Source organism: Streptosporangium sp. NPDC000239 (assembly GCF_040300765.1).
In the GTDB taxonomy this organism is placed as follows: Bacteria; Actinomycetota; Actinomycetes; order Streptosporangiales; family Streptosporangiaceae; genus Streptosporangium.
The window spans coordinates 369,866-385,470 of the sequence record NZ_JBEPEI010000001.1 but is presented as its reverse complement, the minus strand read 5'-3'; the positions used below and the strand labels follow the sequence as shown (position 1 = coordinate 385,470).

General features: G+C 71.7%; 15 protein-coding genes. 6 read left to right on the top strand and 9 right to left on the bottom strand.

All coding sequences use genetic code 11. From position 1 onward, the window contains the following. Positions 1-21 precede the first annotated feature (21 nt). The 4 genes from ABT340_RS01720 to ABT340_RS01705 are packed head-to-tail and all read right to left on the bottom strand — an operon-like array spanning position 22 to position 3,072. Complete coding sequence (locus ABT340_RS01720; RefSeq protein ID WP_352008713.1) at positions 22-1,044, bottom strand: LLM class flavin-dependent oxidoreductase; 1,023 nt, start codon at positions 1,042-1,044, stop codon at positions 22-24. A 10-nt stretch (positions 1,045-1,054) separates the two neighbouring features. Beyond that, on the bottom strand, positions 1,055-1,384 hold the full coding sequence (locus ABT340_RS01715; RefSeq protein WP_352008712.1) for a TIGR04076 family protein: 330 nt from the start codon (positions 1,382-1,384) through the stop codon (positions 1,055-1,057). 34 nt (positions 1,385-1,418) lie between these two features. After that, positions 1,419-1,829 carry a DUF4440 domain-containing protein gene (locus ABT340_RS01710; RefSeq protein ID WP_352008711.1) on the bottom strand — a complete coding sequence of 137 codons (411 nt, stop codon included), beginning with the start codon at positions 1,827-1,829 and terminating at the stop codon, positions 1,419-1,421. Next, the gene (locus tag ABT340_RS01705) at positions 1,822-3,072 is read right to left on the bottom strand and encodes an amidohydrolase family protein (protein WP_352008710.1); all 1,251 of its coding nucleotides are present in this window, start codon (positions 3,070-3,072) and stop codon (positions 1,822-1,824) included. The genes ABT340_RS01710 and ABT340_RS01705 overlap by 8 nt, the downstream gene beginning before the upstream one ends. A gap of 233 nt (positions 3,073-3,305) precedes the next feature. On the opposite strand from ABT340_RS01705, the gene ABT340_RS01700 reads away from it, so the two are divergent. Next, positions 3,306-4,634 (top strand): NAD(P)/FAD-dependent oxidoreductase, encoded by a 1,329-nt coding sequence (locus ABT340_RS01700; RefSeq protein ID WP_352008709.1) that lies wholly within the window; start codon positions 3,306-3,308, stop codon positions 4,632-4,634. Between the two features lie 400 nt (positions 4,635-5,034). After that, entirely contained in the window at positions 5,035-5,340 is a 306-nt protein-coding gene (locus ABT340_RS01695; protein WP_352008708.1) for a hypothetical protein, read from the top strand. Between the two features lie 135 nt (positions 5,341-5,475). Here ABT340_RS01695 and ABT340_RS01690 read toward each other — a convergent pair whose 3' ends face one another. Next, positions 5,476-6,672 carry a globin domain-containing protein gene (locus ABT340_RS01690; protein WP_352008707.1) on the bottom strand — a complete coding sequence of 399 codons (1,197 nt, stop codon included), beginning with the start codon at positions 6,670-6,672 and terminating at the stop codon, positions 5,476-5,478. 112 nt (positions 6,673-6,784) lie between these two features. After that, positions 6,785-7,255 (bottom strand): RrF2 family transcriptional regulator, encoded by a 471-nt coding sequence (locus tag ABT340_RS01685; RefSeq protein WP_352008706.1) that lies wholly within the window; start codon positions 7,253-7,255, stop codon positions 6,785-6,787. Positions 7,256-7,378: 123 nt separating this feature from the next. Between ABT340_RS01685 and ABT340_RS01680 the strand changes: the two genes are divergently transcribed. Together ABT340_RS01680 and ABT340_RS01675 are read left to right on the top strand one after the other, a co-directional pair. Continuing rightward, positions 7,379-8,914, top strand: a complete 1,536-nt coding sequence (locus tag ABT340_RS01680) for a PucR family transcriptional regulator (RefSeq protein WP_352008705.1) — start codon at positions 7,379-7,381, stop codon at positions 8,912-8,914. Between the two features lie 126 nt (positions 8,915-9,040). Continuing rightward, the gene (locus ABT340_RS01675) at positions 9,041-10,291 is read left to right on the top strand and encodes an NAD(P)/FAD-dependent oxidoreductase (RefSeq protein ID WP_352008704.1); all 1,251 of its coding nucleotides are present in this window, start codon (positions 9,041-9,043) and stop codon (positions 10,289-10,291) included. A 72-nt stretch (positions 10,292-10,363) separates the two neighbouring features. Here ABT340_RS01675 and ABT340_RS01670 read toward each other — a convergent pair whose 3' ends face one another. The 3 genes from ABT340_RS01670 to ABT340_RS01660 all read right to left on the bottom strand — a co-directional run bounded on the left by ABT340_RS01670 (position 10,364) and on the right by ABT340_RS01660 (position 13,447). Further along, the gene (locus tag ABT340_RS01670) at positions 10,364-11,611 is read right to left on the bottom strand and encodes a cytochrome P450 (RefSeq protein WP_352008703.1); all 1,248 of its coding nucleotides are present in this window, start codon (positions 11,609-11,611) and stop codon (positions 10,364-10,366) included. A 35-nt stretch (positions 11,612-11,646) separates the two neighbouring features. Beyond that, entirely contained in the window at positions 11,647-11,793 is a 147-nt protein-coding gene (locus ABT340_RS01665; protein ID WP_352008702.1) for a hypothetical protein, read from the bottom strand. Between the two features lie 202 nt (positions 11,794-11,995). Further along, entirely contained in the window at positions 11,996-13,447 is a 1,452-nt protein-coding gene (locus ABT340_RS01660; protein ID WP_352008701.1) for an APC family permease, read from the bottom strand. A gap of 567 nt (positions 13,448-14,014) precedes the next feature. Here ABT340_RS01660 and ABT340_RS01655 point away from each other — a divergent pair. Further along, complete coding sequence (locus ABT340_RS01655; protein WP_352008700.1) at positions 14,015-14,203, top strand: ferredoxin; 189 nt, start codon at positions 14,015-14,017, stop codon at positions 14,201-14,203. After that, positions 14,200-15,393 (top strand): NAD(P)/FAD-dependent oxidoreductase, encoded by a 1,194-nt coding sequence (locus ABT340_RS01650; RefSeq protein WP_352008699.1) that lies wholly within the window; start codon positions 14,200-14,202, stop codon positions 15,391-15,393. Before ABT340_RS01655 ends, ABT340_RS01650 begins: the two co-directional genes overlap by 4 nt. Positions 15,394-15,605: the final 212 nt, after the last annotated feature.

Here is a 15,605-nt window from a genome sequence, read left to right as displayed (position 1 = left end):
CGGAACGTGACCCCCTCGTGCTCAACCGGCCACGACACGCGGGGAACGGTCGAGCAGCGGAAGCACCGCGCCGCCGAGCAGATCGACGCCGCCGTCGTCGGTGAGGCCGTGCGGGGTGCCGAACTCCACGCGCCGCACCCCGGCGTCGATGAGCGCCTGCGCCTGCGCGGCGACGTGCTCGGGATCGCCGGAGAAGGCGAACAGGTCGAGCAGGTCGCCGGGGATCAGCCGCCCGGCCTCCTCGTGCCGCCCGGCGTCGACCAGCTCCTTGACCCGGGCCAGCAGGTCGGCGGGGACGTTCGCGGTCGGGTCGAGGTCCGCGACGACCGCGAGGTACATGGCGACCTCGGTGCGGGCCCTGGCCCTGGCCGCCGCCCCGTCCCGGTCGACGACGGTCACCGCGCCGAACACCAGCCCGACGTCGGCGGGGTCGCGCCCCGCATCCGCCGCGCCGCGCGCGACCCGCTCGCGCATCACCGGGACCATCGCCGGGTTGGCGCTGCCGCCGACCTTCAGCTCGTCGGCGATCCGCCCGGCCAGGGCGGCCCCCTTCGGCCCCCACGCGCCCAGCAGCAGGGGCGGGCGCGGCCTGTGCACGGCGTAGCGCAGCGCGGTGCCCGGGGCCAGGCGGAACATCTCCCCCTCGAACCCCTCCCGGTCGCCCGCGAGCAGCAGGTGGACCACCTTCACCGCCTCGTCGAGCGCGGTCAGCGGTCTGGGCTGGGCGATGCCGACGGCACCGAGCCAGGTGCCCCTGGCCAGTCCCAGGTAGGCCCGGCCGTGCGAGGCCAGGTCGAGCGCCGCCACCTGCCCCGCGATCTCGTACGGCGCCGCCGAGTAGGGGTTGAGGCAGGCCGGGCCGAGCCGTACCCGGCGGGTGGCGGCGGCCATCTCAAGCAGCGGGAAGATCGGGGGCTGGTACATCAGGTCGCCGAACACGCTCAGCACGTCGAAGCCGTGCTCCTCCGCGCGGCGGGCGAGCCTGGCGTAGTCGCCCGCCCTCTTGTCGCTCTGCAGGCCGAGGCCGATCTCGGCGACGGTCATGGGGGCTCCTTCAGGTCAGGTCGGCGGAGTTCATCCTGCGGCGGCCGGTGCGCTCGACCCGCATCACCAGCCGTTCCTCGGGGTCGGGACAGGCGAACAGGGAGTCCTGGGCCAGCCAGTCCCCCGAGGCGAGGTCACGCTGCTTGGCCGCGAGGAAGGGCAGCACCGAGGCGAGCGCGTACACGCAGAAGTGCCCTCCGTCGGGCAGCCGCAGGTGCGCGCTGTTCTCCAGGGTGAAACAGTCGCCGACCTCCATCCCGCAGACGGACCTGCCCTCGATGCGGTCGACCACGACCCGCAGGTCGTAGAGCTCCATGTCGCCGTCTTCCGTGTTCTCCACGGGGTTCTCCACGGTGACGTCTCCTTTCAGGGCCTCAGGGTCCGAGCAGTTCGGCGTGGTGGTGGACGATGAGCCACGTGTCACCGGTACGGCGCAGCACGTCGGTCACCCTGCTGTACTCGGCGGGGGCGCCCGGCGGTTCGGCGACGAGCACGTAGCGGGCGACGCCGGTGTCCCCCCACACGTCGATCCGTCTGTCCTGCGCGCGCAGCCCGTCGAGGACGGGCCGGGCGCCCGATTGGTCCCTTTCTTCACGATATGCATCCAGCTCGGCGCGGGTGCGCAGCGGCCCCGGCAGATGGGTCTCCCAGACGGTGACCTCGGCGTGCAGGTGGGCGTCGAAGCGCGCCCGGTCACCCCGCAGGAACGCCTCGTACATGTCGTCGATGCCCGTCGAGATCGCCTCGACGTCGGCGCTCGCGGTCCCGGACGCGCTCTCAGACATGGTTCGCCTCTCCGGCCCGGTCGTCGCGGACGACCCGGCCTCCCTTCATCACCCAGCGGATCGTGCGGAAGGCCGACGCCGAGTCCAGCGGGTCGGCGTCCATGGCGACGAGGTCGGCGTAGCGGCCCTCCTCGACGGTGCCGATGTCCTGCGCGGCGCCGAGCCAGCGGGCGGGGCCCAGCGTGGCCGCGTACAGCGCGCGGGCCGGGCCGAGGCCTCCCTCCGACATGTGCTCAAGCTCCCGCACCGTCGCGTTGGTGCCCTCGAAGTTCCAGAAGGGCGGCATGTCGCTGCCCAGCAGCATCTCGACGCCCGCCTCCAGGGCCATGGCGTAGCTCTCCAGGTGGCGCGGGCCGGCCCCCAGGGAGCGGCACTGCATCCACTCGGGCACGCCGAGTTCGTCGAAGAACTCCTTGCACCTGGTGACGATGAGGGTCGGCACCAGGGCGGTGCCGCGCGCCGCCATCGCCGCCGCGACCTCCGGAGTGAGCTGGTAGCCGTGTTCGACGCAGTCGAGGCCGAGTTCCACGGCCTCGGCGATCACCGGGGCGGGGCCGGCGTGCGCGGTGACCTTGCGCCCCCAGGCGTGGGCGGTGGCGAGCACCGCGGCCATCTCGTCGGAGAACAGCTGCGGGGTGTCGATGCGCTCGTGCTCCCCGGCGATCCCGCCGGAGATCATCACCTTGATCAGGTCGGCGCCCGCCCTGAGCTGCGTGCGGACGCCACGCCTGAACCCGTCGGCGCCGTCGCACTCCAGGGTGTCCGAGCCCTCGTGGCCGTGGCCGCCGGTGCAGACCAGCGCCTGCCCCGCGGTGAAGATGCGCGGTCCCGTCGCGGTGCCCGCCTCGATGGCGCGGCGCAGGGCGAAGTCGGCGTGGTCCTTCTCCGCCACGCACCGCACGGTGGTGACGCCGCAGCGCAGGGTGCGCCGGGCCCCGTCGGCCATGTGCAGGGCCAGTTCGTGGGGGTTGAGGTTCTTGACGCCCTCCCCGGCGCCGCCAGGCAGCGACAGCGAGAAGTGGGTGTGCATGTTGACCAGGCCCGGCGTGAGGTGGGCGCCGTCCAGGTCGATCACCCTCGCCCCCTCGGCGTGGGGCAGGACCTCCTCCCGGGGGCCGGTGAGCACGATGCGCTCTCCCCTGACCAGCACGGCCGCGTCGGTGAGCACTCGCGCGCCCTCGGCGGTCGTGCCGTCCGCCCTGCTGTCGACCACGGTGCAGTTGACGATGACGAGGTCGCCCATCGGCCGTCCTTTCCGTCGCCGGGCCTTCCTGGCCACGGCCCGTCCGTTCTATCAGGCATAAGTTTCATGAACAAGGGATGGCATGTCGTTCACGGGTAAAGCCCGATCCGAGGTGAGCCTTGCCGGACGACGTTCACCGTTTTTCACACGGGCGTTACGCCCCTCCGACGCTTGACGCCGCGTGTGGCGGGCAGGGCCGATAGGGCGGGATTCACCACCGGAGGAGGCCGGACATGGGCAAGCGGCAACGGATCGTCGTGGTGGGAGGGGGCTTCGCGGGCTTCAGCGCGGCCCGGACCCTCTCCCGGATGGCGCGCGGCGCGATCGAGATCGTCCTGATCAACCCGACCGACTACTTCCTCTATCTCCCGCTGCTGCCGGAGGTCGCGGCCGGGATCCTCGACCCACGCAAGATCGCGATTCCCCTGACGAGCGTCTGCCCCGGGGTACGGCACCTGCTCGCCTCGGTCGAGGCGATCGACGTGGCGGGCAGGCGGGTGCGGTGCGTCGACCCCGAGGGGCGAAGCCGTGAGATCGGCTACGACCGCCTGGTGCTCTCGGTCGGCAGCGTCAACAAGCTGCTGCCCGTTCCCGGGGTGGCCGAGCACGCCCACGGTTTCCGCAGCCTCGCCGAGGCCCTCTACCTGCGTGACCATCTCATCCGGCAGATCGAGCTCGCCGACGCCTCCGACGACCGGGAGGAGCGCCGGGCGCGGTGCACGTTCGTCGTCGTCGGCGCCGGATACACCGGGACCGAGGTCGCCGCCCAGGGGCAGCTGCTGGCGCTGGACACCTGGCGGCGCCGCCCCGGGCTGCGCGAACAGCCGGTCCGCTGGATTCTGGCCGATCTCGCCCCGCGCATCCTGCCCGACCTGGACGAGCGGCTCTCCCGGGTCGCCCACCACACCCTGGCCGAACGCGGCGTCGAGATCCGCACCGGCACCAGCGTGGCCGAGGCGACCTCGGACGGGGTCAGGCTCTCCGACGGGGAGTTCGTGCCGACCCGCTCGCTGATCTGGTGCGTCGGCGTCCGGCCGGACCCGCTGGTCGAGTCGCTCGGGCTGCCGACGGAGCGGGGCAGGCTGCTGGTCGACGAGTATCTCGGCGTCCCCGGCCATCCCGAGATCCTCGCCTGCGGGGACGCGGCGGCCGTACCCGATCTGACCAGGCCGGGCGAGTACACCGCGATGACCGCCCAGCACGCCGTACGGCAGGGCGCGCGGGCCGCGCTCAACCTGGCCGCCTCCTACGGCAGGGCGGAGCGGGAGCCGTACCGGCACCACGACCTCGGGTTCGTCGTCGATCTCGGCGGGGTCAAGGCCGCCGCCGACCCACTGGGGGTGCCCCTTTCCGGGCTGCCCGCAAAGGTGGTCGCCAGGGGGTATCACCTGCTGGCGATCCCCGGGGGCAGGACGCGCATCGCGGGCGACTGGCTGCTGGACGCGTTGCTGCCGCGCCAGACGGTCCAGCTCGACCTGGTACGCGGGCAGCAGGTCCCGCTGGACTCCGCCTCACCGCTTCCCACGCTCTCCGGGCAGCGGCCGAGGGAACACGTCCGATAGCCGGTTCCGGGGGGATTCACGGTCGGCCGAAACTACTGTGCCGTCGGCCCTTGACTCATCTTCCCAGGCAAGTATCTTCCTATTTAGGAAACTTTCCTAAAGGAAAGGCCCGATCGGCGCTTCCGACACTCCAAGTCCCCCCGCGGAGGAAGAAGACGTGAAAGCCAGAACATGGGCGATCGCTCCCCTGAAGCCCGCCGGGCGGATCTCCTCCACCACGAACTCCAGCACGGCCGTCTTCGTCGGCGCGCCCGCGCGCTGACCCTCCAGCCTCCGTTCCCTGGTGTGTGCCACCCCAGGAGAGCGGACACCGGAGCACACGCTCCGGCCGCCACGCGGGCGGCTCCGCCGTACCCGCGAATCACCCCCCACCTCTCTCCACCCCCCGGAGGAAACGCTCTTGAAACCCCGTATCCGGGCACTGTCCCTGTCCGCGGCGACCCTGCTCACCGGCGCGCTCCTGATCGGCGGGGCCTCCGGCGCCAGCGCGGCCCCCGAAAGCTGCAACGTCTCCACCTCGGGGTCCTACGCCTCCAGTTACTGCGCCTCGGGCACCGGTCAGCACCGGGTCGGCGTCACCATCCTGCACGCCAACCCCTCCGTCGGTTACGTCTACAGCGTGGGGCCGTGGGTCTCCGCGGGCGCCACCTCGACGGCCTACCTCCCGCCGGGGACCATCGTCTCCCTCAGGACCGAGAAGCGCTGACCCGCTGTCCACACGGCTGACGCACCCCCTGGACCATCACGATCCCGCCAGCCGGGACACCACATAGAGAAAGGGACGGCCACCCGCGGCCGCCCGGCACCCGCCGGACGGCCACCGGGTGGCCGTTCTGTCGTCCTAGGCGTCCTCGTCCGCCAGCCAGAGGTCGGGACCGAAGACCTCGTAGTGGACGTCACGCGCCGCCACCCCGGCGTGGATGAGCTGGGTACGCGCCCGGCGCATGAAGGGCAGCGGCCCGCACAGGTAGGCGACCGCGCCCTCGGGCACCTCGACTCCGGCCAGGTCCATCAGCCCGGTCCTGGCCCCCTCCGGTGCCCCGTCCTCGTACCACAGGAGGCTCTCGGTGCGGGACAGCGACCCGAGGTGCTCGGCCGTCTCCTCGCGCAGCGCGTGGTCGGCCGGGGAGCGGTCGGCGTGCAGCAGCATGACCTGACGCTCGGAACCGGTCTCGGCCAGGTGCCCCAGCATCGCGGCGATCGGGGTGCACCCGATGCCCGCCGAGGCGAGCACGAGCGGGCGGTCGCCGTCCTCAAGCGTGACCTCCCCGAACGGCGCGGACAGCGTCAGCTCGTCACCGGCTCGCACCGTCTCGTGCAGCAGACCGGACACCTCGCCCGCGGGCGAGCCGTCACCGCGCACCCGCTTGACCGTGATCCGCCGCAGGCCGTCCCGCCCACCGGACAGGGTGTACTGACGGAGCTGATGGACGCCGTCCGGCATCAGCACCCGGACGCTGACGTACTGTCCCGGCCGCGCGGGCGGCACCGGTTCCCCGTCGAGCGGCCTCAGCAGGAAGGAGGCCACGTCGGGTGTCTCCTCGCGGCGTTCGACGACGCTCCAGCGCCGCCAGGTCCTCTCCCCCTCGCCGGCTCCGGCCTCGGCGTACAGGCGGGCCTCCATGGCGATCAACGCGCCCGCCATCAACCAGTAGACCTCGTCCCACGCCTGCGCGACCTCGGGGGTCACCGCGTCGCCGAGCACGTCGGCGATCGCCCCGAAGAGGTATTTGTGCACGATGACGTACTGGTCCTGGGTCACCCCGACCGCGGCGTGCTTGTGCGCGATCCTGGCGAGCAGCCGGTCGGGGCGCTCGTCGGGGTGGTCGAGCAGCGCGGTCGCGAAGGAGGCGATGGACCCGGCCAGTGCCCTTCGCTGCTCACCGCTGGCCTGGTTGCCGCGGTTGAACAGGCCGTCGAGCAACTCGGGACGGTCGGCGAACATCGTGGCGTAGAACCGCGTGGTGATCGCGTCGAGCGAGGCTCCGATGACGGGAAGCGTGGCGCGGACGGTCTCGGCGGACTCCGGGGAAAGCACGTGGCCTCCAGGGGAGGGGATGGGAGAGAACGGGAGGAAGTTAAATATTCATCTGACATACAAATTAAAGCCCGTCATCTCCACCGGCCACTGGGGCCGAAAGCCATCTCCTCTAGGGACGAAGGTCCCCCTCCCGCCCTTCCTGCCCCGGACCCCGTCCGAGTAGGACGAGCGCGGGGCCGGTCGGGGAGGCCACCAGGGACTCGACGGTGATCCGGTCGAGCGAGGCGAAGAACGCCTCCCTGGCCTCGGCCAGCGCCGTACGGAGCCTGCACGCCGCCCGCAGCGGGCACGGCGGGTCGTCCTCGCATCCGGCCAGGTCTCCCCCGCTCTCCAGCGCGCGGGCGATGCCGCCGATCGAGGCGTCCCGGCCCGCACCGGTGAGCCGGAGCCCGCCTCCGCGTCCCCGCCTGGTCTCGACCAGGCCGAGCTCGACCAGGCGCGCCACCGCCTTCGCCGCGTGTGAGTACGGCACCGCCAGCCCCAGCGCGACCGTACGGGTGGTGAGCAGGTCCTCTTCCCGTGCCACGGCCAACCGCATCACGATACGAAGTGATATGTCGGTGAAGGCGGTCAGGCGCATGTCCTCACCGTAGGCCTTCGGGAGGTCTGCGGACCCGTTCCCCCGACACGACCGGGGAACGGCGGGGACGGGGGAGAATCGGGGTGTGGAACGCACCAGAGGCCGCATTCCCGGACGCACCGGATGCTGAGGCTGGACCGGCTGGTCAACGTGCTCGGCGGGTACGGCGCCCGGCTGTGCTGCGCCCCGGCATCCCGGGACGTCGAGCTGCGCAGTGTGGTCGTGCACGACCCGACCGACGCCCGTCCCGCGACGGGTGAGGTGTTCCTGGCCGTCGGCGTGGACTCGGCGGCCGAGGCGGTCCGCCTGGCGCGGGCGGCGCGCGCCGTCGCCATGCTGGTGCGGGTGAGCCCGCCGCTCGACGAGGCCGTGCTCGCCGAGGCCGTGGGCGCCGGCATCGCCGTGCTGCTGGTCGAGCCCGAGGTCTCCTGGAGCCAGCTGTCCGGGGTGGTCTACGGCCTGGTGCTCGAAGGGCGCGAGACCGACGCCGGGCGGGGGCCAACCGACCTGTTCGCCTTCGCCGACACCCTCGCCGACGAGGTCGGCTCCGCGGTGACGATCGAGGACCAGATGTCCCGCGTCCTGGCCTACTCGGGCTCGCAGCAGACCGCGGACCCGGCCCGGCTTGAGACCATCCTGGGCAGGCGGGTGCCGGATGCCGTACGACGGCTGTTCGAGGGCAAGGGGGTCTTCGCGCACCTGGCGACCTCCGACGAGCCCCTGTTCGTCGGCCCCTCCCCCGAGCACGGCCTCAGGGGCCGCATGGTGGTCGCCGTGCGGGCGGGGCGTGAGCTGCTGGGGTCGATCTGGGTCGAGTGTGAACGGCCCCTGCCGGAACGGCACAGGACGGTCCTCGGTGACGGGGCCCGGGCGGTGGCGCTGCACCTGCTGCGCTCCCGGGTCAGCGCCGACCTGGAGCGCCAGGTAGAGTCCGACCTGGTCATCCGCCTGCTGGAGGGTACGGCCGACGCCCACGCGGTGATCACCAGGCTCGGCCTGCCGAGGGGACGGTTCCGGGTGATCGCGCTCCAGGCGCACATCGCCGAGGAGCGGCACGCCGCGGTGCTGCTGGCGTTCGAGCGGGCCACCACCGGTTTCGGCTGGTCACGGCCCGGGCGCAGCACGCTGTTCGGCAACACCCTGTACACGCTGCTGCCCTGCGGCAACGACGTGACCCCCGCCCTGGACTGGCTGGCCGCGATGGTGCGGGTGCTGCCCCGGCAGGTCACCGTGCTCGCGGGCGTCGGCGGCACCGCGGACCCGGCGCAGCTGCCCTCCTGCAGGCAGGAGGCCGACGAGAGCCTCGCCCTGCGGGCGGCCCGGCCCGGCGGCGGCGTCGCGGTCGTCTACGACGAGTCGTGGGATGAGATCCTGCTGCAGCGGCTACGGGCCGCGGCCTCTGCGGGGCGCGTCCCCTCCCGGGGCCCCGTCGCCGACCTGACCAGGCACGACGCCGAGCACGGCACCCGCCACATCGCGACGCTGCGCGCCTGGCTTGAGGCGCAGGGGGACCTGGCCGCCGCCGCCGAACGTCTCGGTGTGCACCCGAACACCGTGAGATACCGGCTCAGGAGGATGGCCGAGATCACCGATCTGCGGCTCGACGTGCCGGAGAAGCGGCTGGCGATGATCATCGCCCTGGCCGTCGGCCGCCCCTGATCTTCGGTCTTTGTCGTTGTCCGTCAAACCTCCCCGATCCACTTGTCCGCGGCATACAGTTCATTTTTCCTCTGTTCCAACGATGCTCGAATGGTAGGAACCCCTCAAGAAGCGAAAGAAGTGGTCATGGGTGTCGACGGTGGGCCGCGCTCGGTCGTGGTGATCGGTGCCGGTGTGGTGGGCCTGTCCACCGCGTGGTTCCTGCGGGAGCACGGGGTCGAGGTCACCGTGGTCGACCGCGACGGCGTCGCGGCGGGCGCCTCGTGGGGCAACGCGGGCTGGCTCTCCCCCGGCCTGGCGATCCCGTTGAACGAGCCCGGCGTCCTGAAGTACGGCCTGCGCTCCCTGCTCGACCCCGGCGCGCCGCTGCACGTGCCCGCCACCCCCGACGTCAGGCTGTGGACCTTCCTCACCCGGTTCGCGGCGAACTGCACCTGGAGGTCGTGGAACCGCGCCGTTCGCGCCAACCTCGCCTTCAACGAGGAGTGCCTCGCGGCGTTCGACACCCTGACCTCCAACGGTGTCGAGGCCCCGACCATCAAGGCCCCCATCACCGCGGCCTTCGAGAACGTACGGCAGGCCACCGGCCTGCTGCACGAGCTCAGGCGTATCGACGGCTCCGGCCTGAAGATCGACTACACCGCGCTCGACGGCGACGCCCTGCGCGAGCAGATGCCGCAGCTGTCCTCCAAGGTACGGGCGGGCATCCGGCTCGACGACCAGCGTTACGTCGACCCGGGACGGTTCACCCACTCGCTGGCCGAGTCGGTCGTCGCCAAGGGCGCCGTCATCCGCTCCGGCTTCCGGGTGACCGGGGTGCACGAGGAGGCGGGCGGCCTGGCCGTACGGTCGGGGGCCGGGGAGACGGTCGTCGCGGACGCCGTTGTCCTGGCGACCGGCGCCTGGCTGAACGATCTCGGCGCCGCCTGGGGGGTCCGGGTCCCGGTGCGCGCGGGACGCGGCTACTCCTTCACCGTCCCCACCGACAAGCCCGTCCCCGGGCCGGTCTACCTGCCCGCCGTCCGGGTGGCGTGCACGCCGTACCAGGACAAGCTGCGGGTCGCGGGGACGATGGAGTTCCGTGACGCGGACGCCCCGCTCGACCGGGCACGCATCGACGCGATCATCGCCTCGGCCAAGCCGCTGCTGTCCGGCGTCTCGTGGGACGGGCTCACCGACGCGTGGGTCGGCCCGCGTCCCGTCACCCCCGACGGCCGTCCCCTCGTCGGGGCGACGAACGCGCCCGGCAGGTTCGTCGCGGGCGGGCACGGCATGTGGGGGCTCACCCACGGCCCGGTCACCGGGCGTCTGCTCGCCGAGCAGATCGTCACGGGCAGGCAGCCCGCCGCCCTGCGGGACTTCGACCCTGTCCGCTGAAGGTCCGCTGAAGGGTCCGCTGCAGGACCCACTCCGTGAGGCCCGGTGGATCCGGGCCTCACGGAGTGGTCGTCAGGCCAGGGTGACCGTGACCGGCAGGGTCTTGATGCCGTTGACGAAGTTCGAGCGGACGCGGCGCGACTCGCCGGCCGGCCTGATGTCGGAGATCCGGGGCAGCAGTTCCTCGAACATGACCCGCATCTCCAGCCTGGCGAGCGCGTTGCCCAGGCAGAAGTGCGGGCTGCCCTTGCCGAAGGTGATGTGGTCGTTGTCGGCGCGGGTGACGTCGAACCGGTAGGGGTCGTCGAAGACCCGCTCGTCCCGGTTGCCCGAGGCGAACCACATGACGACCTTGTCCCCCTCGCGAATCCGCCTGCCGTGCATCTCCACCTCACGCGTGGCCGTACGGCGGAAGTGGTAGACCGGGGAGGCCCAGCGCAGGAACTCCTCGACGGCGCCCGGCATCAGCGACGGGTCCCGGCGGAGCCGCTCGGCCTCGCCCGGGTTGTCGATCAGCGCGCGCATGGAGTGCGTGATCGCGTGCCTGGTGGTCTCGTTGCCCGCGACCACCAGCAGCAGGAAGTAGTTGTCGAAGTCGCGCTCCGACAGGGGGACCCCGTCCGCGGTCGGTTCGTTGACGAGCTTGCTGACCAGGTCGGTGCCGTCGCCGCCCCGGCGCTTGCGGGCCAGCTCCCGGCCGTACTCGAAGACCTCAAGGGAGGCGGGGCTGCGGAAGGGCAGGTCGCGGTACTTCTCGCTCTCCTGGCTGTGCAGCAGCACGTCGGCGTAGTCGGGGTCGGTGTTGCCGATGATGCGGTTGCCCCAGTCGATGAGCTGCTGGGTGTCGTCCTCGGGGACGTCGAGCATCTTGGCGAGCACGTTGATCGGGAAGTCCGCCGAGACCTCCTTCACGAAGTCGAAGGTGCCCTTGGCCAGGGCGGCGTCCAGGGTCCTGGCGGTCAGGCCGCGCAGGAACACCTCGTATCCGGCGATCGCGCGGGGCGTGAACTGGCGCTGCAGGATCCGGCGGAGCACGCCGTGCCGGGGGCCGTCGGTCTCCAGCAGGGAGCGCCGGATGGTCGCCTGGCGCTCGTCCACCTCTTCGAGGTTGGTGAACTTCGTCGAGGTGAAGGTCTCGGCGTCGCGGTCGACGGCCACGATGTCGGCGTGCCGGGTCACCGACCAGAAGCCGCTGCCGTACTCGCCCTCGTCCTGCCAGTGCACCGGCGCCTCGGCCCTGAGCACGTCGAACATGCGCCAGGGGGTGTCGCCGTCCAGGAACTTGTCGTTGTCCGCCAGGTCGACCTCGTCGAGGCGCATGGATCTCCTCCGGATGGTGTTCGGATGACGTCCCGTCACTCCTGGACGGGGTCGGTTTCGAGCAGGTAGTAGGGACCCGCGCCGAGCAGGTAGCTGTCGAGCTCGGCGCCGGTCGGGAAGCTGTTGAGGACGGCGGCGTCCCGCTCCCCCGGATGGCCGGCGGCGCCTTCCACGGAATCCATGCTCACGGTGTCTCCCTCGACTCGCCTCATTTGGCCTCGAACCATATGTTCGACGTCAGTCCCGAAAAGGACGCAAAGGCCAGGAAAAAACCACCTCTGAGCGGACTTTTCGCAGCTCAGGATGGATCGTATGGGTCCGAACAAGTATAGGTCACCCTTGCCGGAGCCCCGATCCCCCGATCGGCGCCGCCGCACACGGCCGTCAGTCCCGCACGGGCGCCCCCTGCCCGATCCGCGCGTAGGCCCGCGGATCGGCGGACCGCAGGTAGGCGCCGTAGACCAGGCCGACGACGCCGACCAGCACCACGACGGCGGGCAGCGCCCAGTTGAGCGCCGAGTCCGGCGGGGTGCCGAGCAGGGCGGAGAAGTTGGTGAACGCGACGTACAGGACGGCGAACAGCGCCAGCCCGGCCAGCACCGGGGCGATCGCCACGTTCCAGGCGCTCTCCCCCCGTCGTTCCCTGCGGAAGAAGCCGACGACCGCGACCGAGGTGGCGACCAGCAGCAGGATCACGCCCAGCGCGCCGAGGTTGGTGAACCAGTTGAACAGCGTGCCCATCGGGTCCCCGCCGAACAGGCCGAAGGCGATCACGACGACCGCCGCGAAGACGGTCTGGCTGACCGACCCCATGTACGGCGAGCCGTGCCTGGGGTGCGACAGTCCCAGCTTCTGCGGCAGCACGCCCTCACGGCCGAGCGCGAAGAAGTACCGCGCGACCGCGTTGTGGAAGGAGAGCGTGGCGGCGAACACCGCCGTGATCAGGAAGACCTGGCCGAGGGTGGAGAAGGCCGGGCCGAGCGCCCGTTCACCGAGCACGAAGACCAGTTCGGGGCCGTGTTCGCGGGAGGCGGCGATGACGTCGCCCGGCCCGGCTCCCATCGCGGTCGCCCAGGCGGTGAAGGCGTAGAAGACACCGATCACGGCGACGGCGATGTAGGTGGCCCGGCTGACGGTCCTGCGCGGGTCCCGGCACTCCTCGCTGTAGATCGCCCCGGACTCGAAACCCATGAAGGCCGCCATCGTCCACAGGAACGCGGCGCCGACCGCTCCCGTGGTCAGCGCGCTCCAGCCGAACGGCTCCAGCGACAGCCCCTGTGGGGCGGTGGAGATCTGGGAGATGTCGAAGACCAGGACGAGCAGGCCCTCGCACACCAGCAGGACGGCGAGCACCCTGGCGTTGAGGTCGATCCTGCGGTAGCCGAGGAGGGCGATGACCGCCAGGAAGACGAGCGAGACGATCCACCAGGGCACCTCGACACCCAGGGTGCCGGAGAGGAATCCCGAGGTGCTGAAGCCGAGCAGGCCGTACAGCCCGACCTGCATGGCGTTGTAGGCCACCAGCGCCACGAAGGCGGCGCCGACACCGGGGACACGGCCGAGACCGTGGGTGATGTAGGCGTAGAAGGCGCCCGCGTTGGAGATGTGACGGCTCATCGCGGCGTATCCCGCCGAGAAGAGGGCGAGCACGGCGGCCAGGATGAGGAACATCAACGGCACGCCGAGCACACCGGTGGTCGCGAAGTTCTGTGGGGTTCCACCCGCCGCGACGGTCAGCGGGGAGGACGCGGCAACCACGAAGAACACGATGTCCGGCACGCCGATCCGTCGGCGTGACAGCGTGGCCGGGGTGGCTGCCGATTCGTTGACGGCCATGGCGACCCTCCATTGGGACAGAACAGAAGCATGGGGCGGCACGGAGACATGTTTCGTTCGTACCCGTACGAACCACGTGGCCGGGATCGTATGTGCTCAAATGAAGTTGACGCAAGAGCCCATTCCCACGGATCGAAAACCCGGCCCGCATGCCGCCGGTGAAACCAGGGCGAACGGCGGAACCTCCCCCTACCCCTCCCGCCGACCTGCGAGTTCACCGACATGCCACGAAAAATCGCGACATTGTTCGAGCAGTTCGTTTGACTCCAAACGAACTGTCGCCGGCCTTGACCGTCGCCATTGGCAGGTCCTAGTTTGTTTGGAGTCAAACGGTTAGGAGAAGCGGATGGCCACTGTCGCCGGTGTCCCCGTCCGCAACGACCACCGGATCGGCGGCGAGCGGGTCGGTGCCCGCCCGACGGCGGGGACGGTGTGGGTGGACCACCTCTCCGTGCGGGGTCTCAAGGCGCCGATCGGCGGATCGCCGAAGCCCGGGGCCTGCCGTGCGGGCGGTTTCCCGGCGCCGCACCGACCCCTGTCCCTCCCCGTATCACCAGGAGTAGTGAAATGAAGGTCATCGTCGACATGGGCGTCTGCAAGGACCACGGGCAGTGCGTCTTCTCCGCGCCCGAGGTCTTCCGGCTCGACGAGAACGGCCGGCTGGCCTACGAGCCCGACGTGGACGAGGCGCTGCGCGACGCCGTCGAGGAGGCCGCCGACGTGTGCCCGCTGCAGGCCATCACGGTCGAGGGGTGACGGTGGCAGCGAGCCGGATCGTGATCGCGGGCGCCTCCATGGGCGGCCTGCGAGCGGCGGAACGACTGCGGGCGGGCGGTTTCACCGGGGAGATCGTCGCGGTCGGCGACGAGCGGCACCTGCCGTACAACCGGCCGCCGCTGTCGAAGGAGGCGCTGGCCTCGGAGGTCACGCACGAGGCGGTCGCCTTCAGGCTCCGCCCGGCGGTGGCCGACGTGATATGGCGGCTCGGCGTCCCGATCGCCTCGGCCGACCTGGCCGCGCGCGCCGTACGGCTCGCCGACGGCACCGAGATCGGCTACGACGGGCTGGTGGTGGCGACCGGGATGCGTCCGAGGCGGCTGCCCGTGCCCGGCCCCGAGGGGCGGCACGTGGTGCGGACGCTTGAGGACGCGGCGGCGCTGCGCGCGCGGCTGCTGCCGGGGACCAGGGTGCTGGTCGTCGGAGCCGGGTTCATCGGCTGTGAGGTCGCGGCGACCGCCCGCGTGCTCGGCTGCCGGGTCACCGTGGTCGCCCCCGAGGCCGAGCCGATGCTCCGCCCGCTCGGCGCCGGGTTGGGGGCCGCGCTCCGGCGCCGTCACGAGGAGGAGGGGGTGCGGTTCCTGCTGGGCCGTACGGTCAGGCGCTTCCTCGGGGAGGGTTCCCCCGCGGGGGCCGAGTTGTCCGACGGGACCGTGGCCGAGGCCGACGTGGTCGTCGAGGCGGTCGGCTCCACGGCCAACACCGAGTGGCTCGGGGGCAACGGCCTGGACCTGTCCGACGGTGTGCTCTGTGACAACGCGCTGCGGGTCGAGGGCCGTCCCGGCGTGGTCGCGGTCGGCGACGTGGCGCGCTTCCCCAACCCCCGCTACGACGACGTCGCCCGGCGGGTCGAGCACTGGAGCGTTCCTACGGACACGGCCAAGCGCGCGGTGCCGACCCTGCTGGCCGACCTCGGGCAGGCCGGGCACGATCCGGCCCCGTTCACGCCGCTGCCGACCTTCTGGAGCGACCAGTACGACCTGCGCATCCAGTCCTTCGGCGCCCCGGGGCTCGGCGACGACATCCGGGTGCTGGAAGGCGACCTCGGCGGGGAGGTCGCGGTCGGTTACCACGACGGCGGCGGACTCGTCGGTGTGGTCGTGATCGGCCTGCCCTCGGCCCTGGCCCGCTACCGCGCCGAGCTGATGCGGGCGCCCGCGGCGGTCTGACCCCGCGTCCCGCGGGACGCTCACCCGTGCGCCGGCACCGCTGTGCGGCCGTACCTTCCGGAGGCCGGGAACACACGGATGCCCGGCGGGGCACGGCTGGCGCCGGGCGGCGTGACGTTGTTCAGTGAGGGCATGAGCGCGGGCAGGGGCCGGGTCGCCGTCGTCGTGATGACGCCGGGCGGTACCCGGCCGCCCGTGGACGGCGACGTCTC

What these genes read in the sequence shown, in the direction of transcription:
- ABT340_RS01720 (WP_352008713.1), bottom strand. Translation starts at nt 1,044, where the DNA reads ATGACCGTCGCCGAGATCGGCCTCGGCCTGCAGAGCGACAAGAGGGCG.
- ABT340_RS01710 (WP_352008711.1), bottom strand. Translation starts at nt 1,829, where the DNA reads ATGTCTGAGAGCGCGTCCGGGACCGCGAGCGCCGACGTCGAGGCGATC.
- ABT340_RS01705 (WP_352008710.1), bottom strand. Translation starts at nt 3,072, where the DNA reads ATGGGCGACCTCGTCATCGTCAACTGCACCGTGGTCGACAGCAGGGCG.
- ABT340_RS01700 (WP_352008709.1), top strand. Translation starts at nt 3,306, where the DNA reads ATGGGCAAGCGGCAACGGATCGTCGTGGTGGGAGGGGGCTTCGCGGGC.
- ABT340_RS01685 (WP_352008706.1), bottom strand. Translation starts at nt 7,255, where the DNA reads ATGCGCCTGACCGCCTTCACCGACATATCACTTCGTATCGTGATGCGG.
- ABT340_RS01680 (WP_352008705.1), top strand. Translation starts at nt 7,379, where the DNA reads ATGCTGAGGCTGGACCGGCTGGTCAACGTGCTCGGCGGGTACGGCGCC.
- ABT340_RS01675 (WP_352008704.1), top strand. Translation starts at nt 9,041, where the DNA reads ATGGGTGTCGACGGTGGGCCGCGCTCGGTCGTGGTGATCGGTGCCGGT.
- ABT340_RS01670 (WP_352008703.1), bottom strand. Translation starts at nt 11,611, where the DNA reads ATGCGCCTCGACGAGGTCGACCTGGCGGACAACGACAAGTTCCTGGAC.
- ABT340_RS01665 (WP_352008702.1), bottom strand. Translation starts at nt 11,793, where the DNA reads ATGGATTCCGTGGAAGGCGCCGCCGGCCATCCGGGGGAGCGGGACGCC.
- ABT340_RS01660 (WP_352008701.1), bottom strand. Translation starts at nt 13,447, where the DNA reads ATGGCCGTCAACGAATCGGCAGCCACCCCGGCCACGCTGTCACGCCGA.
- ABT340_RS01655 (WP_352008700.1), top strand. Translation starts at nt 14,015, where the DNA reads ATGAAGGTCATCGTCGACATGGGCGTCTGCAAGGACCACGGGCAGTGC.